Genomic DNA, 22,095 nt, shown 5'->3' on the forward strand with positions numbered 1-22,095 from the left:
ATAACCGTTAACGTCGTGAAATAAGGATGGGTTACTATTTATATAGAGTACATATCTTTATTTATTGGATGAATGATACATCCATATGCTTTCCCGCCCATCGAACCTAGGCGGTCCCGTGCCGAAGTTCAACGACTACCACATTTGGAAGGCCTTCCAGTGCCTCGATGAGACGAACCCCGTCGGAAGGAAGAGACTGTCCCAGCTCCTCAGGATTGGAGAGGGCAGCACCAGGACCATCCTCTCCATGATGCAGGATCAGAACATGATCACCATCGGGAAGAGCGGGATACTTCTGACGGAGACCGGCGCCGAGTTCAAGAAGACTGTGCAGATGGACGTCGCCGACGTTTCGATAAGCGACCTGACGATCGGGGACAGGGACTGCGCGGTCCGCGTCCCGAAGATGGCCAGGAACGTCAAGTACGGATGCGAGGAGAGGGACGCCGCGATCAAGTCCGGGGCCACGGGTGCCACCACGCTCATCTACAGCAACGGGAAGCTCATCTTCCCCGGATCGGACTACCCGGTCGACCCCGACGTGGAGTCGAAGATAAGATCCGTGTTCTCGCTCAAGAACGACGACGTGGTCATCATCGGCACCGGACCCACCGAGGAGTCCGCGGAGGTGGGCGCGGTCATCGCCGGGCTCACGATAATGGGCGGCCTCCAGTTCAACAGGGAGCTAAAGGACATCCTCACCCAGAGGAGCACCGGGAACGAGCTCCTGTCCCTGGCGTTCGCCATACACGACCTGGTCGGGGGACTGCCGGTATGCGCGAAGAGCAGGGACAACCTCGGGATAAGGATCGAGAACGGGGCGGTCATCGACAACGCCTACAGCGGACCCGTGCTCGAAGAGGTAATAAATGCGGGTACCACAATCAGGAAGATCGCAACAGCCGGCCCCTACAAGGGTATCAGGGTCATAGTCACACCCATCGAACTGGACAACCGCATCATCGCGGCCATCGGGGTGGTGGACATCCGCTCCATGGCGGGGATCAACAACCTGATTAGGCTTAGGAGTGATGACAATGAGTGAACCGTGCATGGTCTGCGTCGACGCAGGCGTCTGCAAGATGAAGACCCTCATCATAGCCAAGGAGAACGACATGGGCATGGTGGAGATCGAGATAAAGAGCGACTGCCCCAACATCCTGAAGATGTCCTGGAGGCTGGAACCCATGAGCCCCTACGCCGAGGTGGAGGCGGAGTTCCACAAGTCCGAGGTCTACAAGCTGGCGAACGACGCCATCCCCCACACCGCATGCCCCGTCCCCGCCGGGATCGTGAAGGCCCTCGAGGTCGCCGGAGGACTTGGCCTCAAACGCGACAGCTCCATCAGCTTCGTCAACGACGAGAGCGAAGCGGGCCTGAAGTGAGCCGGGCATACATCCAGCTTTAACAAACCCTTTTATACAACTTCAGACTAATTCTACCTTCATGACTACCGATGTAGACGCCCCCGGCGACAAGCAGCTGGAGATAATCAGAGGATTGAGGGGGGTCGTCCATGCGTTCTACCTTGACAGGACGATCCTGGAGCAGGTTAAGGAAGAGGAGGCCAAGGTACGTGCGATGGGAAACATCGCCGTCGACAACCAGGGTTTCACCGAGGCCCTGAAGCGCGAGAGCGTGATATGCATCGTCAAGGACCCCAGGTTCAGACCGCCACCGGAACCCACCGTCGTGCTGGACGCCGGAGACGGGCAGCGCCTCGGAGAGGAGGTGTTCCCGTTCACCATGCACAAGTACGAGAACAGGCAGGATGTCGTGTGGCTGTCCGACGGCTTCGTGCTGTTCCCCACTGTCCACGCGGACGGCGGAGAGCAGTTCATCATGCCCCCTGTTTCCTTCCCCGAGCTCAATGAGAGCAACGGATGCAAGGATGTCATATCCTGCAGCCCCGCACCCACCTGCGATCTCATGATCAGGAAGTACTACGGACTGAAGGACGACCCCAAGCTGGCATCCGTGCTGGTCGCATTCAACAGGATCAAGGAGTGATCCACTTTTAATCCCGGCCCGGGCGCTGTCCCGGGTCGGACATTCCAGTATCTTTTCAGAACTATGATCTGTCGGGTCACCTTCAAGTAGACTTCGTAATTCGTCCCTCCGAGCCCTTCAGGGCTACACCGGCGCTCACGCGTAAAACAGAAGGTGAGATTCCATCGTCCACCGGAAACAGCGTGTCGTCCGAATCGGAGGAAAACGATGGAGGAACTTAGATTTCCATGGAACGACAGGGAGGGTCTGCTCTACGGCGGCATCATCGCCGGGATCACCGCCTATCTGATGGTCCTCTTCAACATGAGCAGGGCCATCGGGGACTTCAAGCCCGAATACCTGTATCAGACGATCCCGACGTACATCGTCGCCTGGGTCGTGGTCATGCTACTCATGACGTTCGTGGTCGGGAGGATCTCGGACCGTGCGATAGGCAGGTACCTCCTGCCGTCCGACAGCGCCAACGCGAGGATCCTGGCGAACATCGTCGTCTGCGTGTTCTGCATGTCGATGATCATGTCTGCACTCGGGCCCGTCATCGGGACCGTGGTGGGAGGGAACCTGAACTTCGATCAGGTCCTCAGATGGCCCTACAACTGGCCGTACAACTTCTGCGTGGCGTTCATGATCGGGCTCATAATCGCCCAGCCTGCGGCCAGGGCCGTGATGAAGAGGATCCACATCCGCAGACTTGAGGCGACGAGATCCGGAGGTGCCACCGATGAGTGACCTGATAATCACGATAGGCAGGGAGAACGGCAGCGGAGGCCGCGAGGTCGGCCGCATAGTCGCGGACATGCTGGGAGTGAAGTGCTACGACCGCGAGATCGTGGAGGCCACAGCAAGGAACGCCGGGGTCAGCGTGGAGGAGGTCGAGAGGTCCGAGGAGAGCAGACGCCGCTCCCCGCTATACTTCGGCGGGATACCCTCATCCAATCCCATGTTCGAGGAGCAGTCCGAGACGATCAGATCGCTCGCATCGAACGGACCGTGCGTGTTCGTGGGGAGATGCGCCGACTACGTCCTCCGGGACAAGAACAATGTCATCAACGTCTTCGTCACCGCACCGATGCCCGACCGCATCAGACGCTCGACGTCGAGAAACGGGATATCCGAGGCGGATGCCGAGGAGAGGGTGAGGAGGAAGGACGCGGAGCGCGCGGAGTACTACCGCCGCTACACCGGCCGCATCTGGGGGTCCGTATCGAACTACGACATCTCCGTCAACACAGGCAGGATCGGCACCGAGAACAGCGCGAGGCTCATCGTCGAGTACATCGACATGTGCAGAATGGACTGAGGTCCATCGAACAACCGCCCTCGGCACCTATACGTGCCGGGGGCCCCATCATTCTTTTCCCAGACCCCGGAACGGCCGGGACACATTCTCTTTCACTCCCCTCATCGACGCGGTTACATCCTGCCCACATGACCGCGGGAAACCGTAGAGGACCACACGTGCACCTGTGGATCGGATGACGGCGTTATGGAAGCGGAGAGGGTCGAAGGGAAACAAAACAAAAAAACTGAGACCACAGGGGGATCACCCCTGTGTAAGAGGTTTGAGTTAGCGTTTATCCGCCTCCAGAGGGCATCATCTCGGAGATGTCGACTTCCTGTGTCTCCCGCTTGATGTCCTCGATGGACTTCATCTGTCCACGCTCGGACACCTTGCGTTCCTTGAAGGAGACCTCGATGTACTCCGACGGATCCGCGGGGATCAGGGTCGTGGCGTCGTAGTAGAGGTCGGTGAAGTCCAGTTTGACCCAGACCCTCCCGTCCTTCTCCTGGACGTCAGTCACCTTGCCCACAGTGGAAGTGGGGGTGTACTTCAGCAGGTCGCCAACCTTCAACGAGATCATCCCTTGATGACTGCGCTTCTCTCTCCGGCGGGCTGGAACTCCCTGAGAGCTCCACGTCCGATCTCCTTCGTCACGTTGGCGAAGTCGAAGACCAGAGCGGGGTCAGCGAAGGCGACCCTCACGAACGGGTTGGCGGTGAAGGCGTCTCCGCGAGCGACGTGGGCCGCCTTGGGGATACCGGTGTATCCGGACAGGTGACCGACGTTCATGGCGTAGTTGGGGTAGTTGGGTCCACGGACCTCCATGGGGAGACCCTCATCAGACCTGTAGGCGAACGAGTTGGCGGAACCGCACTGGTCCTGGAGGTCGAATCCGTAGAATCCGAGCCTTCCGGTCCTCTCTTTGTGCTGGAGCATGGAGAGGTACCAGCAGTTCAGACCGCAGTCGGCAACTCCAGTGGCCATAGCTCCGGCGATACCGGTGGCGGCAGCGGAGACGGTGGCCCTCTGGGATCCTCCGAAGTGGGTCTCCATGACGGCGGGGTAGCGCTCGTACATCTCGAGGGCGTAGGCGTTGACATCGTCACCGAGTTTGATGAGCTCATCCATGTTGGTGGGGTCCAGTTTGCAGAATCCTCCGTACCTGGATTTGATCTGGTCGATGGCGTAGTAGACGTAGTCCTCGAGGATGTTGTCGGTGTACGCAGCGGTGGCGTACTGGGTGAATCCGACTCCACCGGACATGTATCCACCGAGGTAGACCTGGTCGAAGACAGCGGCTCCGAGGGCGACAGCCTCGAGGGCGGCGCGTCCGGGGTCGTCGGGGTAGACACGGTCGGACTGAGCGATATCAGCCATGTATCCGAAGGGAATTCCTCCGGGCTCGTTGGGTCCCCTTGCACGCCTGGCGGGCATCATGGTTCCCATGGCGAGGGACTGGTGTTTGGCGGAGTACGCGAAGTCAGCGATGGCGGCCTCTCCGGCTGCGAGTTTGTAGGCGGAGATGAAAGCCATGGAGATCTGCATGGCGGCATGCCTGGAGACGGTAGCTCCATCCATGAGCCTTCCGACGATGGTGGGCACACGGACAGCCTGCATGAGGGTCTTTCCGATTGCTTTCTTCAGCTGCTCGGCCTGCTCGGCGGGGAACAGTTTGTTGATGTCGATGACGAACCTGGGGTCGATCTCGTCGATGAGCTCGTCGTCTCCGGAGTAGACTTTGACGTAGGAGTCCCAGACGAGGGCAGGGTTGACCTCGGCCATGTGCTCCTGAACGACAGCTCCACCGGGCATGGTGTGGTTGACGGTCTCGAGGTAGGTGTTGATGGTCTCAGGTGTGACCTCTTTTCCGAGCCTCCTCTCGATTGTCTGGTGAGGGGAGTCCAGTCCGACGAGGATGGTCCTCCTGATGTCGTCCCAGGCCTGCTGGATAGCGCAGTTGTTGACGCAGTGCAGGTCATCGGCCTCGGCGAAGATGTCGGTGTGGGACAGCTGGTAGGGCATCCAGCTCCTCTGTCCGAGAGGAACTCCGATGTCCTCGTTCATCATGGGGATGCCACGTTTCTTGGCGATCTCCATGGCGGAGTTCTGGAACTCTACCTTGGACTTCGACTGTTTCCATCCACCATAGCAGTAGTACTTGGTGGTCATGTCGGTGGGCTCTTCTTTGAACTTCTTTTTGCATGCTTCCATGAACAGCTTCTCTTTTCCTGCCATGGTAATCACTCTCCCTTAACCTTCCAGGGCTGGTATCCGCCCAGGGTCCTCAGCTTGTGGATCCTGAGTCCGTACATGGTGACCTCTTTGTCGTCCCTCATGTCGACACCATCGGCTCTGAAAATGGTGGTCCTCTTCTTCAGGTCGGACATTGCGGCGGGCTTGCCGACGGAGATCCTCCTGTCGAGGGGGATGGCGACCTGGTCTTTCACATAGACGACCTCTTTCTTCTGGTCGTCCCAAACGTACCTCTGCCAGCCGTCGAACATCAGTCCGTGCTCGTCGAGACGGCAGGCGTGTCCGTGAACGGTTGCTCCCCTGATTCCGGTGAGGGCGGGGTCGAAGGTCTCGTTGTCGATCATCTCTTTGGCCATGACCTCAAGGTCCCTCTCACGGACCTCGATGATCTGCCTTCCGGAGAGAGTTCCGGTGTCGACTCCCCTGTACCTGGAGAGGTACATCCAAGCCCTCTGGTAGGGCGAGATGGGGGCGAAGTAGACGGAGTCGGTGAACTGGATGTACCTGACACGGTCTCCGTGCTTGGCTCCCTCGATGGGGACGACGAGTTTCCTGATGGGGCAGTCGGGCTCCTTTCCCTCCTCGATTGGGGGGTGGATGGACTTGTAGTCCTCTCCAGGGTTCCTGTGTCCCATGATCCTGACGACGTCATCCATGGCGACGTCGCGAAGTTTCTTCAGTTTGACTTTCGGGTCCATGTATCTGCGCCTGTTTTTAGCAGGTGTAGTGGTTCCCGGATAGAACTGCCTCTTGTAAGCTGCCATTTTATTCACTCCTGTAATCATGAAGCGTGGGCTTGTATTTCGAGTACCTTCCAACCTGAAGCGTGTAACCGTGCTCTATGGTCGCGTTGCACGCCTCTTTGATCTCCTCCAGCCTCTTGTCCAGAGTCTCCTCGTCCTCGACATCCAGCTCAATGTAGAACCCTCCGACCAGGTAGCGGAGCTCGACCTCCTGACCTCCAACGTGGATCACCTTGCGCTCTGAGTGATTGTTGGGAAGGCCCTTGCCAGGTCCGCTGTTGATCGTCTTGGGAAGGCTCTCGCCGGTCATGTTGATCTGCCTGATGTTCGGGATGATGTCCAGTGCGTTGAGCACCTTCTCGGTCGTCTCCGCGCTGAGCAGGCGGTTCGTGAGGATCTGGACCTCCGGGAGCGGTACCCCGGCGTAGTCGGCTGCGGGAGCGGATTTACTCGTCATACTCATGCCTCACAGTTTCTTCTTCACCTTCTTGGCCTCGGCAGCGACGTACTGCATGGGCTTGCTGAACTCTTCGATGTCTCCGAAGACCTCTTTGAAGAGACCGGATGTAGCCTCAGCGGAGAAGGTCTGGGTTCCGCCGTCCAGGCAGTTTCCTGCGGTGATGGCGGGAATCACGACGCCCTTGGCGTGCCTGGTAACGACGTGGTTTCCGTGGAACAGACCGGGTCCGCCTCCACCGTAGATGGAGTGGGAGAAGAAGGACATTCCAACTCCGACACCCTCGGCCCTTCCGTAGTCGACACCGGGAAGTCCGGACTCGTGCTCGAGAAGATCGTTGTAGTACAGGATGGTACTGGGAACACCCTGGGCAGCCCTGGCGGCTCCGACGTTGACCATAACGGCGGCAACCATTCCGGCGGCGGCGTAGGCGTTCCATTTCGGAAGGTCGTCGGTGGTGTAGACCTTGTATCCGCTGGGCAGGGTCTCTTTCACGCGGATGACTCCGTCGTCGATGGCCCTTCCCATCAGAGACTCGATAACGGTTCCGACGGTTCCGGTCTTTCCGTTCTTTTTGACGAGGGAGTAGACCATGTTGTTGGCGTTGAGTCCCTCGTAGGCGAGAGAGAGCAGAGCGCCCCTCTCGAAGTTGCCGATGGTGTCTCCCATCTCGTAGGATCCGCACTGCTCGAAGATGGCGGAGAGGGCGGTTCCCTGCATGGCGTTCCTGTTGACAAGAGAGACAACGTGGTTGGCCATGATGTTCCTCAGGGCGAATCCGGCTCCCTCGTTGTTCTGGGGGACCTCGAGGATGGATTTGACGTTGGCGCCCTGGAATGTGATGGTCTGGGGGTACCTTCCCCAAACGGCGGCTTTGACCATGTTGGCTTTGTACATCGGAACGTCGAAGGTGTCGATGATGGCCTCGGTGGTCGCGGCGGCGGTGACGGTGAATCCGGTTGTGTACTCGACACCGGCGTTCATCCTGTCCTCGGGGACGATGACGACCAGGTTCTTTCCGCCAGATTTCACTTTGACGACAGTGTCGTCTCCGTCGTAGACCTGAACTGCGTTCTTGACGATCTCGGCGATCTTGTCCGCGTTCTCGACGAGAGGGATGTCGATCTCCTTTCCCTTGATGACAACTCCGCCTCCGGTCATGGAGCCGGTCTTGAGGGCTTTCTCGATGCCGGCCAGGTTGACGGCGACGGTCCTCTTTGTCAGGGACACGATCTTCTTGATCGCGTTGTTGCGCAGCGGACTGATGGCTTCGAGCGGAACGTCTTTAGCGATGCGTTTGCCGCAGTCGTCATACAAGTCAACTACGTCCTCGTATTTTGGCATTTCATACCTCCTTGTTCATTTTGCCGGCCCTTTCGGACCGGGCATCCCCTTGCAGTCGGTATAACCTGCTTTCTGAATATAAAACAATGGGAAAAACGGTGTCAAATTGAAGAAAAACGTTATAAATCGGGTCTCCGGCGGACCCGCGTGTTACCGGATTCCGGTGCTCCGCTTTTAGTTATATTATTTAAAAGTGGGGATGAGCCAGCACCATCGCATAACAAAGACACTGCGATGGTGCTGTAAGTGATACCAATATGTTTGTGAGTGTTACTGGACTCAGTCGCGCTTGGCCTTGGTCATCACACCAGTCTCGTACTTCCTGAGGTGCTCGACGAAGTCGGGGATCATGTCGTAGGGGATGCCGGCGGCCATCTCGTCTGCGGCCATCGGTGTCTTCTTCCTGCATCCGAAGCATCCGAGGGAGATGTTGGGCTTCCCGGTGCATATCGGGACGGCGACGATGTCCTCGCAGGCGCACTGGAACGGGGAAGTGGAGAACTGGACCCTTCCGCCCTCCCTTGCGGTGGCGAGGGGCACGATCCAGTAGACCCTCTCGGGGATGTCCTCTATGGTGACGACGTCCGGCACGAAGTCCGCGTCCTTGAGGGGGCAGACGACCTCTCCCTCGCTCTCGAACGGGGGGACCATGCGGTCTCCGATCATCTTGCCGGCGGCTGCGGGGGAGTCGTGCATGCCGATGCCCGCGTGGAACTCCCCGCTGGCGACCTTCTCGGGGGTGGCGGTCATGTTGAGGGCGGAGCATCCGACCATGCAGTTCTCGGCCTTCAGGGGGAGCTTGAAGGAGGCGCCCTCCCTGGCCTTGAAGATGGCCTGGCAGTGGCTCATCTGGGCCTCGGGCTCGGTGTATCCCTCGGGCCACGCCTCGCCCCTGCGGACGAGTTTGACGGCGACCGGCTCGCCCCTGAGCTTCATGATGGTCTTCATGGCCTCAGCGTACTCTCTGTTCTTCTGGAGAATTTCCGACATGGATGATGGATTCAGGTCCCATCTATATATTGGTTCTAAAGAAGGTAAGAAGTTTAATGGCGTTAGACCCAGCATCACCAGCGGGCCATGGGACGGATGGGGTCCACGCGGACGTTGCCCGAGCTGACGACCTTCACCTCTGCCTCCACCCCGTAGACGTCGCGGATCATCTCTTGGGTCAGGACGTCCCGGGGAGCGCCGTGGTCGTACACCTCCCCGTCCCTTATGACGGCTATGCTGTCCGCGTAGCGGGCGGCGAAGTTGATATCGTGGAGAACCGCCACGATCGTGAGGCCGCGCTCGCGGGTGATCCCGCAGACGGTTTCGAACATCTCCAGCTCCCTGCGCAGGTCCAGGTTGTTCATAGGCTCGTCGAGCAGCATCAGCTCCGGGTCGGCCACCAGGCACTGGGCTACCATGACCATCTGGCACTGCCCTCCGCTGAGCTCCCCGAGGTCCCTCGGCGCCAGATCCTCCAGGTGCAGCAGCTCGAGTGCCCCGTAGCACTTCTCGATGTCCTCCTCCGTGACCGAGATGGAGAGGGTCCTGACACGTCCCAGCAGCATCACCTCCAGCACCGTCGCCCCGACGGTGCGCGGGAGCTCCTGTGACAGATATGCCAGGCTAGGCCCGTCCCTCCTGCCGGAGAGCAGGTCTTGCCCGTCGAACCTGATCGTCCCGCTGTCCGGCCTGTGCACCCCGGCGACGCACTTGACCAGGGTCGACTTGCCGGCACCGTTCGGGCCCAGAATCGCCGTGACCCCCTTCCCCATCTCCAGGTCCAGACCGTCCAGCACCCTGCGGTCGCCGTAGGAGAATCCCAGCCCCTCTATCTCCAGGGTCATACCGGCGCCCTCCTCTTCGACAGTATCAGGTACAGGAAGAACGGCACGCCCACCAGGGATGTGATGACCCCTATCGGCATCGAGATCCCCGCACCCTTGATTATCACAGCTGCGGCGAGCAGGAAGACCGCCCCGCATAGGGCGGACATCGGCAGGAGGAACCTCTGGTCGTCCCCCACCAGTATCCTGGCCACGTGGGGTCCGACGAGACCGACGAACCCTATCGTCCCCGTGAAGCTCACGGCGGTCGCCGTGAGGACCGAGATCCCCAGGATCATGTTCCTCCTCAGCTTGGACACGTCTATGCCGAGACTGTAGACCTTGGCGTCGCCCAGCTTGAGCGCGGAGAGCTTCCAGAGGTTCGACGCGAAGAGGGCGCCGACCAGGAGGACCACCAGCAGCATGACGAGGACGTAGTCCATGTTGACGTACCTAGAGACGCTGCCGAACATCCAGAACGAGATCGATGCGGATGCGTCGCTTCCCGCCAGCACCTGCACCGCGTTCACCAGCGCCTGGAACAGGAACAGCAGGGCCACACCCGTGAGCACGATCGTGGTCCTGCTGGAGGACCGCCTCATCGCGACGCCGTATATCATCATGCACGCGGCCATAGCGCACACGAAGGCGCACACTATCGTGGCGTACCCGCCGAGGATCTCGGAACCCCAGCCGAACCCTATCACCAGGGACGCACCGAAGGCCGCCGACATCGATATTCCCAGGGTGTACGGCTCCGCCAGGGGGTTGTTCAGGATGGTCTGCATCTCCGCCCCGGCCATGCCCAGGGCGACACCCGTGAGAAGCGCGAAGCAGCTCTCCGGCACGCGGTAGCTCCACACCGTGTTCCTCAGACCGGTGGTCGCCGAACCGGGGTCGAAAAGCGTTTGGAGGGCCTCAGACGGGCTCCATCTCATGAAGAACGTTGTGTTCACAATGAAGAGGACGACGGCCGCCGCTACCATGGCCAGAACTATGGCCTTCCTGCGGCGGACCATTCCCCTGTATATCGACTGCCCGACCGAGGCCCCCATCGTCTCATGCTCCGACGAGATAGGACCAGGTGCCCTCGAAGCCGAAGGGCGAGAGCTCGTCCAGACCGGCGATTACGCCGTCCAGGTCCTCCTGGGTGACCAGGTCGGGGTAGATCATCATAGCGACGCTGTACAGGTCCACCAGGCCGAAGACGCTGTTCCTAAGCTCCCCGTAGCAGAGCAGGACGTTCCCGTCCTTCACCGCACCCAGGTCGCTCCAGCCGGGACGGTCGAGGTACCCCGAGACGGCGTCCGCCAGCTCCCCGTCGGTTGGCGACGCCCCGTAACCGAGCGTAGACAATCCCCCGTAGTACGGCGTGCAGACGAGCACTATGTAGTCTGGGCCGTCGCCGTCCGGCTCCAGCATCTTCTCCAGGTTCCAGTCCGTGTCCACGCCTGCCGCGCTGTCGCAGATGTTGTTCCCTCCCAGGACGTTGAACTCGGGACATCCCATGGCGACGACGTTCCCGTAGACGGACTGGTCTGAACCGGGAAGCTCCACGTAGTACGAGAACTCCCTGGATTCACCGGCGATGGCGCCCATGACATAGTCGAGCTTCTCGTTGTAGAAGTCCACGACCTTGTCCGCGGTCTCGGAGGTGCCCATTATATCCCCGAGGATGCCGTAGTTGCTCTCGGCGATGCCGTCCGTGAACGACTTGTCGTAGAACTCCAGGTACACGACGGAGATTCCGTCGCCGAGCGCCTCTATCTGCTCCTCCATGCCTGGCATGTAGTTGACCGTCGCCCCCGCGAGGAGGACCAGGTCGGCCTCGGTCTCGTAGATGAGCTGCGCCGGGATCGCTCCGGTGCTGAAGACGTCCCCGCACATGGGGACGTCGGCGAGCTCCGGATAGCTCTCCAACAGAAGATCCCATTTCGCGGGCTCCCTGGTCTTGATGTCCTCCGGCAGAAGGCAGACGTAGTCCTCCCACCCCTCGCCGACGGACATCGCGAAGATCTCAACGATCGTCGGGTCGCATATCGCAACCCTCTCAACCGGCAGGGAGACCTCGATCGTCCTGCCGGAACTATCTGTAACCGTTATCGAATCGCCCTTGGGCTCATCGCTTCCACCGTCATCACCTGCAAGCTGCCATACGGCGACCGCCGCGACGATGACCACTGCCACGATTGCTATCGCGGCCACTGCTTTGCTGTTCACGTGATTCCTCCTTCAGAGGAGCCACTCCGAACCTTCCGACACCGACACCATCGATGGATTCGTATTTAATATTAGGTATTCCTAAAAACTATTTGGCCGCCCGGAACGCGATGCCGTCCCAGTAATCTGTTTAAAGGGTTTAGAAAGGGTTTCTGATGCCTACCGCAACCGGCGCCTCATGCCGCCACATTGACGTAGATGAACGCGGCGAGCAGGATCACGATGACGGCACCGATGAAGGTGACGTCCATGATTTCCCTCTTGTTCATATTAGCCTCCGATAGGTTTGCATCGGTCTCTGAAACGAGTTAGGTTAGGCGTGATATAAATATTTTAGGAGTACCGAAAAATTAAATTTAGGAATAACTAAATCACCCTCATGGAGAAATCTAGCAAGAGCGGATCCAGACTGGACCGCCTCGCGGCTTACGCCGGCCCGTACAGATGGCTGACCTACGCCGCGCTGGTGATGTCTGCGGTCAGCGCCGCACTGTCAGTCGTGCCGTACTACTACATATGGCGCATACTGGACGAGGTGCTGGCCGTGTACCCGGACCTGGAATCCGCATCAGGTATCGTCCACAACGGGTGGATGGCGCTCGCGTTCACGGTGCTGTCCATCGCGTTCTACATCGCCGCCCTAATGTGCTCGCACAAGGCGGCGTTCCGCATTTCCAAGAACATCAAGAAGAGGGCCCTCGACCATGTCCTGGGCCTTCCCCCCGGAGCCTTCGACATGATCGGCAGCGGCAAGGTGCGCAGGACCATCGTCGACAGCGCCGAGGCCACGCACACCTATGCGGCACACCAGCTCCCGGACCTCGCCGGCTCCGTGGTGCTGCCCATCGCCATCATCGTGATGCTGTTCTTCTTCGACTGGAGGCTGGGGATCGCATGCATCATCCCGATAGCCTCCTCGATGGCGGTCATGTACACCATGATGGGGAACAAGGCGCTGAGCGAGTTCATGGGCATCTACCAGACCGCGCTCGGCGACATGAACAGGGAGGCGGTGGAGTACGTCCGCGGCGTCTCCGTGGTGAAGACGTTCCAGCAGAGCGTACACACGTTCCAAAGGTTCAAGGACGCCATCATGAGGTACGGGAAATTCGCCTCAGAGTACGCGAGATGGTGCAGGGGCAGGATGGTCGCCTTCGTCGTCCTCTGCAACCTGGCGTTCGCGTTCCTCATCCTCGCGGCCATGGCCATCAACGGAGGCATAGAGGCCGCCGACCCGGGATTCCTCAGCGACTTCCTGTTCTACGTCATATTCTCGCCGCTGGTGGCGATCCTGATGATGAGGATCATGTACTCCAGCGAGGACGGGTACAAGGTCGACGACGGCCTGGACAGGATCGACGAGCTCCTGGCGATGGAGCAGCTGCCTGAGCCCTCCGAGCCCAGGATGCCCGAGGACATGACGGTAAGGTTCGAGAACGTGACGTTCTCCTACCCGGGAACGGCCGCACCCGTAGTGGACTCCCTGTGCCTCACCATGAGGCCGGGGACCGTCACCGCTCTGGTCGGCCCCAGCGGCAGCGGCAAGAGCACCGTGGCCAGCCTCGCCAGCAGGTTCTGGGACCCGCAGGGCGGCAGCATATCGATCGGCGGGGTCGACCTCAGGGAGATCGGGTCGGCTAACATCGCCAGGCTGGAGTCTTACGTGTTCCAGAGCAACTCCCTGATCAAGGGAACGCTGCTCGACAACGTCCGCCTCGGGAGGCCGGACGCGACACCCGAGCAGGTCGCCGACGCGCTCAGGGAGGCCAGGTGCGACGACATCGTCGCCAAGATGCCCGACGGCCTGGACACCGTGATCGGGCCGGGGGGCGTGTACCTCTCCGGAGGGGAGACGCAGAGGGTCGCAATCGCGAGGGCCATCCTCAAGGGGTCGCCGATCGTCATCCTCGACGAGGCGACCGCCTTCGCCGACCCGGAGAACGAGCACCTGGTGCAGCAGGCGTTCGAGAGGCTCGCCGAGAACAGGACGGTGCTCATAATAGCGCACCGCCTGACCACCGTCCGCGACGCTGACTGCATCTGCGTGGTCGACGGCGGCAGGATCAGGGAGACCGGCACGCACGCCGAACTGATGAAAGAGGACGGGGAGTACCGGAGGATGTGGGACGACTACCAGAGGTCCCTGTCCTGGAGGGTCGCGGGGGTGGCACAGTGAGCCTGCGCGTCTCCGTGATGCGCAGGTTCGCCCTGTCCGAGGACGGGTACAGATACCTTTGCAGGAGCTCCCTCGCCTGCATACTCAAGGACCTGGCGCTGATGTTCCCGGTGATGGTCCTCTTCATGTTCGTCTGTGACATCATGGGAGGCCCCGGCAACCCCTACGACCTGGACCTCGGCGCATGGGCGTACATCGCGATGATCGTCGTGTCCGCGGCCCTGATCGCCGTCACATACGTTTTCGAGTACAACGAGACATACTTCAACACCTACAAGGAGAGCTCCGCGAAGCGCATCGCCCTGGCGGAGAAGCTGAGGAGGCTGCCCATGTCCTACTTCGGCAGGAAGGACCCCACCGACCTGACCGTGAGGATCATGGGGGACTGCACGATGCAGGAGCAGTCCATGTCCCACTGGTTCCCCGAGCTCATCGGTTCGATGATCTGCATCTCCATGCTCGGGATCATGATCCTGGCGTTCGACCCCGTCATGGGTGCGGCATCCCTCTGGCCCATACCGGTGTCGTTCGCCATCGTGATCCTGTCGAAGAGGTTCCAGGACAAGTACAACAGGTACAAGTTCGACAGGACCCTGGAGGCCACCGAGGGTGTCCAGGAATTCCTGGAGACCTCGAGGGACCTCAGGGTCAACGATGCGGGCCGCAGGTACCTCGACGGCCTGTTTGGGAAGCTCGACAGGGTGGAGGGCGCTGAGTTCAAGGCGGAGTACATGGTGGCGATCTTCGTGGTGTCCGCCCAGCTGGTGCTGAAGTTCGGCATCGTCACCACCGCCCTCGCCGGAGGCTACATGATGGTCTCCGGAAGCCTCGACATCTTCGTGTTCATCGCCTTCCTCATCGTCATATCCAGACTGTACGACCCCCTGAACAACGCGCTCCAGAACCTGGCCGCCATGATAAACGCCGAGTACAACATGGAGCGCCTCCAGGAGATCGCGGACCAGCCCGTCCAAGGCGGCTCCTCCGAGTTCAGGCCGGACGGATACGACATCGTGTTCGACCACGTCCGGTTCTCCTACGACGGGGAGAGGGACGTCCTCAGGGACGTCTCGTTCACCGCCAGACAGGGCGAGGTGACGGCCATCATCGGGCCGTCGGGAGAGGGCAAGACGACTGCTGCTAAGCTCGCGGCAAGGTTCTGGGACCTCGACAGCGGGAGGATCACCGTCGGCGGCGTCGACATCTCCGGGATCGACCCCGAGACCCTCCTGTCCTGCTACTCCATCGTGTTCCAGGACGTGACGCTGTTCAACACCACCGTGATGGACAACATCCGCATCGGCAGGAGGGGAGCCACCGACGAGGAGGTCATGGTCGCCGCGAGGGCGGCAAAGTGCGACGACTTCGTGTCGAGGATGCCCGAGGGCTACATGACCGTCATCGGGGAGAACGGGGCGAAACTCTCCGGCGGGGAGAGACAGAGGATCTCCATCGCCAGGGCCCTGCTCAAGGACGCGCCGATCATCCTGCTTGACGAGGCCACGGCATCCCTGGACACGGAATGCGAGACCCAGGTCCAGCAGGCGATCTCGGAACTTGTCAGGGACAAGACCGTCCTCATAGTGGCGCACAGGATGCGCACGATCGAGGGTGCGGACAGGATCGTCGTGCTCAGGGACGGCACCGTGGAGGAGGACGGCAGCCCGGACCAGCTCATGGCCGAGGGCGGGACGTTCTCGAACATGGTGCGCCTGCAGAGCAGCTCCGAGGGCTGGACGCTCTGAGACCAAACGGCGGGGCGACCCGCCAACTTCCATTTTTCACACAAGGTCCGGCCCCGGAGGGCCGGTGATAGAACGAAGACTTTTTGCAAGGAGGTTTCCACGCGGTTCAAGGGTGCCGCGCGGTCATGACGCCCGCATCGCGGACGGTCTCATGCCGAGATGCAGCTGGAGGGGCACTCGTCGATGCAGGCTCCGCAGTTGCTGCACTTGGAGGTGTCGATCACGGCGACGTCCTCGCAGGTGATGGCGTTCTCGGGGCAGACATCGACGCATGCACCGCATGCGACGCACTCGGAAGCGTTGATTGTTGTCATTTGGACTACCTCTGAAATAGTGATTTCAGAGGAGAGTATATAAATCTACCTAATTATGAGTTAGGAATCTCTGAAAATACCGATTTTTTATTAGCCGCTCCTAACTGCGATTTCATACGTTTCAGGAACGTCTGGCCATGCTTCCACATAACTGCTGAACAGCAATTGTATCGGGGCGTATATGATTAACCAACCCTAAATTCAGTAGAGTTAGGGAGTCCTCATCCGCCGGCGGAGACCTCACTCCACCTGCGAGGACACGAGGTCCTCCACGATGTCGAGGAACTCCTCCTTCTTGTCAGGAGGTATCGTGGCCCCGGCGGCGACGGTGTGCCCGCCCCCGTATCCCCCCACCAGCCCCGAGGCGGTCTTCATGACCTGCGACAGGTCGAGCCCCTTGTCCACGAGGCTCCTGTTCGCCCTCGCAGACACCTTGACCCCGTCGTCCGAGTCGGCGAACGCTATTATTGGGATGTTCCTGGAGCACTCGCCAGAGCTGAGGACCATCCCCGCGACTATGCCGACGACGGTCTCCTTGATCTCCGACCCTGCGTCGAACCACTGGATGAACCTCCTCTCCCTCAGGAGGTGGTTGTCGCGGATGTACGACATCGCCGACGAGATGTGCTTCCTGTGCTCGGCGCGGTTCCTCTCGGCGTCCTTGAGGGCCGTCATGTCGCCGCGGCAGATCCTCAGGCCCGTCTCGGCGTCGTCGTAGCGCCCGCAGGAGTTCAGGACGGTGGCGAACTCCTTAGCGTCCCTCAGGCCCGTGCCCTCTGGCTCGTTGGGGAACCTGTACATCTCCCCGAAGGCGCGCTCCCTGTCGCCCTCCGGCATCATGTCCAGGATGGCCTCGGTGGCCCTCTCCCTCTCCTCCTGCGAGAGGTCGTCCCAGTGCCTCCACCTGCCGCCCTCCTTTCCCTTTATCCCCATCCTGTCCAGGAACTGGAGGCAGGCCGCCGCGTTGTCGCTCAGTCCGGGGATCTGGGGGTCGCTGCTGAACTGGAGGTACTGGTTGATGGCACGGGTCTCCCTGCCGAAGAACCTCAGGTCCTGGTCCACGACCAGGTCCCCGTTGGCCTGGGCGTCCGCCATGACCGTGCGGTTCATGCTGACCAGGGCCGAGTGCCCGGAGTCCTGGAAGTCCCCGACCGCCCCGACGACCGCGAGGTATGCCAGGTCGACGTTGGCCGGATCCACGGCCTTGGACAGCAGGTAGGTCATGCCCGCGCCGCAGATCTCGTAGGAGCCGTCCATTCCGTAGGAGTGGGGGTTGAGATGGGTTATTCCCGAGAAGCTGTCCAGGACGGTCTGCTTCCTCCTCCACCTCGGGTCCGGGACGTGGTGGTCGGTGACGATAATCCCGTCCCGGGAAAACTCGGACAGGTAGCCGCTGCCCAGGTCGCATATCCAGACGACGTCCTCCGAGCTGGAGTTGATCGTCTCCAAAGTCTCCTCGGAGATCTTCTTCTCGAACCTCACGGTGTGGTCCTTGCCGAGCCTCTCCGCGGTGATGTCCGCTATGGCCCCGGCCGATATCCCGTCCGCGTCGATGTGGGACACGATCAGCACCGTCCCGGCGTCGCGCAGGGTCCGCGCCGCGGCGTCCAGGTCCCTCTGCATCCTGCGGAGGTCACCAGCGGTAGCCGGCATGCTCCCTCACCAGCCTGTCGTAGATGATGTCTGCGATCCGCTCGAGGTTCACGGTGTCCGCGCGGTTGTACTCGGTGAGGATGTCCAGCGCGTCCCTGTCGCCGTTGTCGCCGTGCTTCTCCCAGAACTTCCACAGGCGCACGGCCTCGGCGCCGTCCACGCCCTCTATCTCCTCGGCGCGGGTGATGCCCAGCTCGATCTCCAGGGGCTTGAGCCCTCCCCTGTACCCGACCTTCCTGGAGGCGAAGCGCAGGTCGAACTGCGGTATGTCCCAGTCGACCTCGGGGAAGCTGTTCCTGAGAACGGGCACGTCGAAGCAGCTTCCGTTGAACGTCACGAGGACGGCTGCCCCGTCGAGGGCGTCCGTCAGCGCCTGGGGTGTCAGGTCGATGCCCTCCGTGAGGGTCACCGTGTCCCCGGGCCTGTGGACCGTCACGACGGTCACCAGGGCGTCCCTGGAGAGTCCGTCCGTCTCGATGTCCAGATAGGCCGCCCTGTCCCTGAAGTGGCGGTACATCCTCCACACCTCCCCCTTCGGCATCATGTCGGCCAGCGACCGGGCGTCGCCGTCGTCCAGGAGCTCGGAGGCCTGGGTCAGCAGGACATCGCCCCGCTCCTTTGCATCCGGCCTCATGGCCTTCACGGTCTCGGAGGACAGGAAATCGTCCCAGCTGCGGACGCCGTCCTCCCAGATGGCCCTCTCCTTCTTGGAACCGACCGACGGAAGTATCTGGAATGTGTGGGTTATCATGGACACGGGGTGTAGATTCTACTCGGTGATAAGCTTGTCCAGAACCTCCCGTGACCAACTCGGAAACAGGTAGTTCCTATCCGAAGTGCCAGACCTCCGGGGGACCATCCATCCAACAACGTTCCGTGGTTGTTTATGCCCGAACGGGTAGCAGGGAACCCCTTTTAACCGCCGCCCGGGATTGAAGATTCATGAGATGCACCTACTGCGGACATGAAATCCCTGCGCTCTACCCGTTCTCGATGTGCCCCACATGCGGACAGCCTGTGGACAGGCCCGTCGCCTCCGGGAACTGAGACGAGCGCCCGGCCCCTCCGCTTGCCATGAGGGGGCCGGGAAGCATCTTTCTTATTGTGATTCGCTCTTCACCGCCATCATGAGGTACAAGGAGATCCTGCCGGGAGTACGCATCACCAGCGACAGGTGCCTCATCCTGGAGGAGGGGCCGACCGTCGTCATGGGCGACCTCCATCTCGGCTACGAGCGCGCCCTCGAGCAGGAGGGCATGTACATACCCAGGATCAACACGGAGTCCATCCGCGACGCCCTGAACGACATCCTGTGCAGGTACGAGCCGGAGCGCGTCGTCCTGCTGGGGGACATAAAGCACGACTTCAAGCGCGCCGGGTTCGAGGAGAAGCGCGAGGTGCGCAGGATCATAGGGCTGCTCGCCGAGGCCGCGGAGACCGTGGTCATCAAGGGGAACCACGACAACTACATCCAGAACATCATCGGCGACATGGGGATACTGGCCGTCGACAACATAGACATCATGGGCTACCGCCTGGAGCACGGGCACGTGGACTCGGGGGTGAGGCCGGTCATCATCGGCCACGAGCACCCGTCCGTCAGGATCCCCGGCGCCGTCGGCGGCGGGATGAAGATCCAGTGCTTCGTCCACGCCAGGAGGGACGGCGTGATCGTGCTCCCCCCGTTCAGCCCGTTCTCGTCCGGGAACGACCTGGTCCTGGACAAGGAGTGCGTCATGGCACCCGCCCTCAGGGACTCCGACTTCGCCTCTGCGGAGATCTACGGCGTGACTGACATGGGGCTCATGGACCTCGGGACGCTCAGGGACCTGTCCGACGTCGTCATATGACCCGTGAGTGATTCCTTAGAACGCGCGCGTAATAAAGAGCCGCAACCGATGTCCCCTTTGTTTTAATATGAGAAAGACATTGCTTCAACCAAGGAGATATTCAAAATGACAATGACTCCTAAAGAGAGAGTACTCGCTGCAATGAAACAGGAATCTCTGGACAGGCCCCCCGTGGCCATCTTCACCCAGTCCGCCACCCTCGGACAGATGGAGAAGACCGGAGCCGCCTGGCCCGAGGCCCACAAGAACGCTGAGCTCATGGCCAAACTCGGAGCCGCTCAGGCCGACATCTTCGGCTACGAGTGCTGCAGGGCACCTTTCTGCCTGACCGCTGAGTCCGAGAGGCTCGGCGCCACCGTCCAGGTCGAGAAGAAGGACGCCGCCCCCATGATCAAGGCCCACCCCTTCAAATTCGACCCCATGACCAGCGAGTACGACGACCCCGCCAACCTGATGTCCCCCGAGGAGTTCATCCAGGGCGGCAGGCCCGCCATCGCCATCCAGGCGATCGAGCTCCTCGCCAAGTCCCACGGAGAGAACTACGCCATCGTCGCTGGAAACACCGGACCCTTCACCCTGACCGGAAACCTCGTCAACACCGAGAACCTGGTCTTCGGAATGATGATGTGCCCCGAGGAGGTCGACAAATGGGTCGACGCCGTCAACCCCATCGTCACCGCCTACACCCACGCCCTGATGGACGCCGGTGCAGATGTCGTCCAGTGCTCCGAGCCCTCCGGATCCACCGACATGCTCGCTCCCGACATGTTCGACGAGGCCGCCGGACACCACGTCAAGACCGCCCTGAAGCCCAAGGATGGAAAGTACACCGTCCTCCACATCTGCGGAGACACCTACCCCATCCTCGACCAGATGGCCGCCACCGGAGTCACCGGAATCTCCATCGAGGAGAAGGTCGACCCCTTCAAGGCTGTCGAGAAGGTCGGCGGAAAGACCGTCCTGGTCGGAAACGTCGGATCCGTCAGGCCCCTGTTCCAGGGAACCGTTGAGGAGACCATCGAGGGAACCAAGAAGTCCGTCGATGCCGGATTCAACGTCATCTCCTCCGGATGCGGAATCGCTGTGGCCACTCCCGATGAGAACATGAAGGCCATGGTCGACACCGTCAAGTCCTACGGAAACTGAATCTGAGGCTATAACAAACCATTTCCCCCTTCGGGGGGATTCCCATTTTTGAATCTCGTATCGCTGTGAGAGTCTCCTGTTGAGGGATTCCAGACATCGGAGATTGCGAACCGGGTCCGCGATGAGAAAAAACCGGCGGGAATCCGCCGGAAGTTGTTTTCAGTCCTTCATCAGGGTGTAGAGGACGGCCTTCTGGGCGTGGAGCCTGTTCTCGGCCTGGTCGAAGACCACGCTGTGCGGACCCTCGATGACCTCGTTCGTGATCTCCTGTCCCCTGTGGGCGGGCAGGCAGTGCATGACGATGCATGTGGGCTTCGCGATGGAGAGCAGCTGGTCGTTGATCTGGTAGGCCTGGAACAGCTTGATGGCGTCCTCCTCGGAGGTCTTGTCTCCCATGGAGATCCATGTGTCGGTGTAGAGGACATCCGCGTCGACGCAGGCCTCCTGGGGATCGTGGGATGCGATGATCTGGGAGCCGTTGGCCTCCGCGATCTTGGACGCCTTCCACATGATCTCGGCGTTGGGCATGCGGACTGCAGGGCAGCATGCGACCATGTCGATGCCCATGATGGCGCAGGCGTACAGCAGGGAGTTGCAGACGTTGTTCCCGTCCCCGAGGTACACGAGCTTCTTTCCGCGGAAGCCTCCGAGCTTCTCCTTGATCGTGACCATGTCGGCGAGGGCCTGGCAGGGGTGCTCCAGATTGTCGAGTCCGCTGATGACCGGGACGGTCGCCCACTCGCCGAACTTGTCCATCATCTTGTAGTCGAACGCCCTGTACATGATTCCGTGGACGAAACGGCTCATCACCCTGGCGGTATCCTCGACAGTCTCGCTGTGGACACCCATCTGCATCTTGGACTCGTCGATGTAGAGAGCGTGTCCCCCGAGCTCCGTGATGGCGACGTCGAAGGAGATCCTCGTGCGGGTGCTGGGCTTCTCGAAGATCATGGCCAGCGTCTTTCCCTTGAGGGGGTCGCCGTGGTGTCCGCGCTCGGCCTTGAGCTTGATGGCGAGATCCACAAGCTGAGGCCACTCGTCCTGCATGTCAGAAACTGAGATCAGGTCTCTCTTTGCCATGCTGGGGC

22 protein-coding genes are annotated in these 22,095 nt (G+C 60.7%); 9 read left to right on the plus strand and 13 right to left on the minus strand.

Annotated elements, in window-relative coordinates; translation table 11 throughout:
• Nucleotides 1-85: 85 nt before the first annotated feature.
• The 5 genes from JS82_07030 to JS82_07050 all read left to right on the plus strand — a co-directional run bounded on the left by JS82_07030 (nt 86) and on the right by JS82_07050 (nt 3,310).
• A complete protein-coding gene (locus tag JS82_07030) occupies nt 86-1,045 on the plus strand; it encodes a DUF2111 domain-containing protein (GenBank protein QHK17874.1) in 960 nt (319 codons plus the stop codon).
• Nucleotides 1,038-1,385 (plus strand): hypothetical protein, encoded by a 348-nt coding sequence (locus JS82_07035; GenBank protein ID QHK17875.1) that lies wholly within the window; start codon nt 1,038-1,040, stop codon nt 1,383-1,385. Before JS82_07030 ends, JS82_07035 begins: the two co-directional genes overlap by 8 nt.
• Nucleotides 1,386-1,446: 61 nt before the next feature.
• Nucleotides 1,447-2,010 carry a hypothetical protein gene (locus JS82_07040; protein ID QHK17876.1) on the plus strand — a complete coding sequence of 188 codons (564 nt, stop codon included), beginning with the start codon at nt 1,447-1,449 and terminating at the stop codon, nt 2,008-2,010.
• Nucleotides 2,011-2,217: 207 nt separating this feature from the next.
• Nucleotides 2,218-2,739, plus strand: a complete 522-nt coding sequence (locus JS82_07045; GenBank protein QHK17877.1) for a hypothetical protein — start codon at nt 2,218-2,220, stop codon at nt 2,737-2,739.
• A complete protein-coding gene (locus JS82_07050) occupies nt 2,732-3,310 on the plus strand; it encodes a cytidylate kinase-like family protein (GenBank protein QHK17878.1) in 579 nt (192 codons plus the stop codon). The genes JS82_07045 and JS82_07050 overlap by 8 nt, the downstream gene beginning before the upstream one ends.
• A gap of 274 nt (nt 3,311-3,584) precedes the next feature.
• Here the strand turns inward: JS82_07050 and JS82_07055 are convergent, their stop codons facing one another.
• The 9 genes from JS82_07055 to JS82_07095 all read right to left on the minus strand — a co-directional run bounded on the left by JS82_07055 (nt 3,585) and on the right by JS82_07095 (nt 12,123).
• The gene (locus JS82_07055; GenBank protein ID QHK17879.1) at nt 3,585-3,863 is read right to left on the minus strand and encodes a DUF2098 domain-containing protein; all 279 of its coding nucleotides are present in this window, start codon (nt 3,861-3,863) and stop codon (nt 3,585-3,587) included.
• A gap of 5 nt (nt 3,864-3,868) precedes the next feature.
• Nucleotides 3,869-5,527 (minus strand): coenzyme-B sulfoethylthiotransferase subunit alpha, encoded by a 1,659-nt coding sequence (gene mcrA / locus JS82_07060; GenBank protein QHK17880.1) that lies wholly within the window; start codon nt 5,525-5,527, stop codon nt 3,869-3,871.
• Nucleotides 5,528-5,532: 5 nt separating this feature from the next.
• Nucleotides 5,533-6,309, minus strand: a complete 777-nt coding sequence (gene mcrG, locus JS82_07065; GenBank protein ID QHK17881.1) for a coenzyme-B sulfoethylthiotransferase subunit gamma — start codon at nt 6,307-6,309, stop codon at nt 5,533-5,535.
• 1 nt (nt 6,310) lies between these two features.
• Nucleotides 6,311-6,745: a methyl-coenzyme M reductase operon protein D gene (mcrD, locus tag JS82_07070; protein QHK17882.1), complete on the minus strand. Its 435-nt coding sequence runs from the start codon at nt 6,743-6,745 to the stop codon at nt 6,311-6,313.
• Nucleotides 6,746-6,754: 9 nt separating this feature from the next.
• Nucleotides 6,755-8,089: a coenzyme-B sulfoethylthiotransferase subunit beta gene (mcrB, locus tag JS82_07075; GenBank protein ID QHK17883.1), complete on the minus strand. Its 1,335-nt coding sequence runs from the start codon at nt 8,087-8,089 to the stop codon at nt 6,755-6,757.
• Nucleotides 8,090-8,368: 279 nt separating this feature from the next.
• On the minus strand, nt 8,369-9,079 hold the full coding sequence (locus JS82_07080) for a hypothetical protein (protein ID QHK17884.1): 711 nt from the start codon (nt 9,077-9,079) through the stop codon (nt 8,369-8,371).
• A gap of 74 nt (nt 9,080-9,153) precedes the next feature.
• Nucleotides 9,154-9,924, minus strand: a complete 771-nt coding sequence (locus JS82_07085; protein ID QHK17885.1) for an ATP-binding cassette domain-containing protein — start codon at nt 9,922-9,924, stop codon at nt 9,154-9,156.
• Nucleotides 9,921-10,958, minus strand: coding sequence for an iron chelate uptake ABC transporter family permease subunit (locus JS82_07090; GenBank protein ID QHK17886.1), 1,038 nt, complete (start codon nt 10,956-10,958; stop codon nt 9,921-9,923). Before JS82_07090 ends, JS82_07085 begins: the two co-directional genes overlap by 4 nt.
• A 4-nt stretch (nt 10,959-10,962) precedes the next feature.
• Nucleotides 10,963-12,123 (minus strand): ABC transporter substrate-binding protein, encoded by a 1,161-nt coding sequence (locus JS82_07095; protein QHK17887.1) that lies wholly within the window; start codon nt 12,121-12,123, stop codon nt 10,963-10,965.
• 379 nt (nt 12,124-12,502) lie between these two features.
• On the opposite strand from JS82_07095, the gene JS82_07100 reads away from it, so the two are divergent.
• Nucleotides 12,503-14,299 carry an ATP-binding cassette domain-containing protein gene (locus JS82_07100; GenBank protein QHK17888.1) on the plus strand — a complete coding sequence of 599 codons (1,797 nt, stop codon included), beginning with the start codon at nt 12,503-12,505 and terminating at the stop codon, nt 14,297-14,299.
• 2 nt (nt 14,300-14,301) lie between these two features.
• Nucleotides 14,302-16,044, plus strand: coding sequence for an ATP-binding cassette domain-containing protein (locus tag JS82_07105; protein QHK18426.1), 1,743 nt, complete (start codon nt 14,302-14,304; stop codon nt 16,042-16,044).
• Nucleotides 16,045-16,193: 149 nt separating this feature from the next.
• Here the strand turns inward: JS82_07105 and JS82_07110 are convergent, their stop codons facing one another.
• The 3 genes from JS82_07110 to JS82_07120 form a co-directional block, all read right to left on the minus strand.
• Nucleotides 16,194-16,358, minus strand: a complete 165-nt coding sequence (locus tag JS82_07110; protein QHK17889.1) for a 4Fe-4S dicluster domain-containing protein — start codon at nt 16,356-16,358, stop codon at nt 16,194-16,196.
• A gap of 240 nt (nt 16,359-16,598) precedes the next feature.
• Nucleotides 16,599-17,981: a single-stranded DNA exonuclease RecJ gene (locus tag JS82_07115; protein ID QHK18427.1), complete on the minus strand. Its 1,383-nt coding sequence runs from the start codon at nt 17,979-17,981 to the stop codon at nt 16,599-16,601.
• 10 nt (nt 17,982-17,991) lie between these two features.
• A complete protein-coding gene (locus JS82_07120) occupies nt 17,992-18,762 on the minus strand; it encodes an exonuclease (GenBank protein QHK17890.1) in 771 nt (256 codons plus the stop codon).
• Between the two features lie 376 nt (nt 18,763-19,138).
• Here JS82_07120 and JS82_07125 point away from each other — a divergent pair, with 376 nt between their 5' ends.
• Nucleotides 19,139-19,861, plus strand: coding sequence for a phosphoesterase (locus JS82_07125; GenBank protein ID QHK17891.1), 723 nt, complete (start codon nt 19,139-19,141; stop codon nt 19,859-19,861).
• 111 nt (nt 19,862-19,972) lie between these two features.
• Nucleotides 19,973-21,007: an MtaA/CmuA family methyltransferase gene (locus JS82_07130; protein ID QHK17892.1), complete on the plus strand. Its 1,035-nt coding sequence runs from the start codon at nt 19,973-19,975 to the stop codon at nt 21,005-21,007.
• 159 nt (nt 21,008-21,166) lie between these two features.
• Here JS82_07130 and argF read toward each other — a convergent pair whose 3' ends face one another.
• Nucleotides 21,167-22,087 carry an ornithine carbamoyltransferase gene (gene argF, locus JS82_07135; GenBank protein QHK17893.1) on the minus strand — a complete coding sequence of 307 codons (921 nt, stop codon included), beginning with the start codon at nt 22,085-22,087 and terminating at the stop codon, nt 21,167-21,169.
• Nucleotides 22,088-22,095 lie beyond the last annotated feature (8 nt).

The sequence above is a fragment of the Methanomassiliicoccaceae archaeon DOK genome (assembly GCA_009911715.1).
GTDB lineage: Archaea > Thermoplasmatota > Thermoplasmata > Methanomassiliicoccales > Methanomethylophilaceae > Methanoprimaticola.

Excerpts from the sequence above, each read along its gene's own strand:
- JS82_07130 (QHK17892.1), top strand. The coding sequence starts at position 19,973 with ATGACTCCTAAAGAGAGAGTACTCGCTGCAATGAAACAGGAATCTCTG.
- JS82_07085 (QHK17885.1), bottom strand. The coding sequence starts at position 9,924 with ATGACCCTGGAGATAGAGGGGCTGGGATTCTCCTACGGCGACCGCAGG.
- JS82_07040 (QHK17876.1), top strand. The coding sequence starts at position 1,447 with ATGACTACCGATGTAGACGCCCCCGGCGACAAGCAGCTGGAGATAATC.
- mcrG (QHK17881.1), bottom strand. The coding sequence starts at position 6,309 with ATGGCAGCTTACAAGAGGCAGTTCTATCCGGGAACCACTACACCTGCT.
- mcrD (QHK17882.1), bottom strand. The coding sequence starts at position 6,745 with ATGACGAGTAAATCCGCTCCCGCAGCCGACTACGCCGGGGTACCGCTC.
- JS82_07115 (QHK18427.1), bottom strand. The coding sequence starts at position 17,981 with ATGCAGAGGGACCTGGACGCCGCGGCGCGGACCCTGCGCGACGCCGGG.
- JS82_07090 (QHK17886.1), bottom strand. The coding sequence starts at position 10,958 with ATGGGGGCCTCGGTCGGGCAGTCGATATACAGGGGAATGGTCCGCCGC.
- JS82_07045 (QHK17877.1), top strand. The coding sequence starts at position 2,218 with ATGGAGGAACTTAGATTTCCATGGAACGACAGGGAGGGTCTGCTCTAC.
- JS82_07120 (QHK17890.1), bottom strand. The coding sequence starts at position 18,762 with ATGATAACCCACACATTCCAGATACTTCCGTCGGTCGGTTCCAAGAAG.
- JS82_07030 (QHK17874.1), top strand. The coding sequence starts at position 86 with ATGCTTTCCCGCCCATCGAACCTAGGCGGTCCCGTGCCGAAGTTCAAC.
- JS82_07110 (QHK17889.1), bottom strand. The coding sequence starts at position 16,358 with ATGACAACAATCAACGCTTCCGAGTGCGTCGCATGCGGTGCATGCGTC.
- argF (QHK17893.1), bottom strand. The coding sequence starts at position 22,087 with ATGGCAAAGAGAGACCTGATCTCAGTTTCTGACATGCAGGACGAGTGG.
- mcrB (QHK17883.1), bottom strand. The coding sequence starts at position 8,089 with ATGCCAAAATACGAGGACGTAGTTGACTTGTATGACGACTGCGGCAAA.
- JS82_07100 (QHK17888.1), top strand. The coding sequence starts at position 12,503 with ATGGAGAAATCTAGCAAGAGCGGATCCAGACTGGACCGCCTCGCGGCT.
- JS82_07080 (QHK17884.1), bottom strand. The coding sequence starts at position 9,079 with ATGTCGGAAATTCTCCAGAAGAACAGAGAGTACGCTGAGGCCATGAAG.
- JS82_07035 (QHK17875.1), top strand. The coding sequence starts at position 1,038 with ATGAGTGAACCGTGCATGGTCTGCGTCGACGCAGGCGTCTGCAAGATG.
- JS82_07050 (QHK17878.1), top strand. The coding sequence starts at position 2,732 with ATGAGTGACCTGATAATCACGATAGGCAGGGAGAACGGCAGCGGAGGC.
- JS82_07125 (QHK17891.1), top strand. The coding sequence starts at position 19,139 with ATGAGGTACAAGGAGATCCTGCCGGGAGTACGCATCACCAGCGACAGG.
- mcrA (QHK17880.1), bottom strand. The coding sequence starts at position 5,527 with ATGGCAGGAAAAGAGAAGCTGTTCATGGAAGCATGCAAAAAGAAGTTC.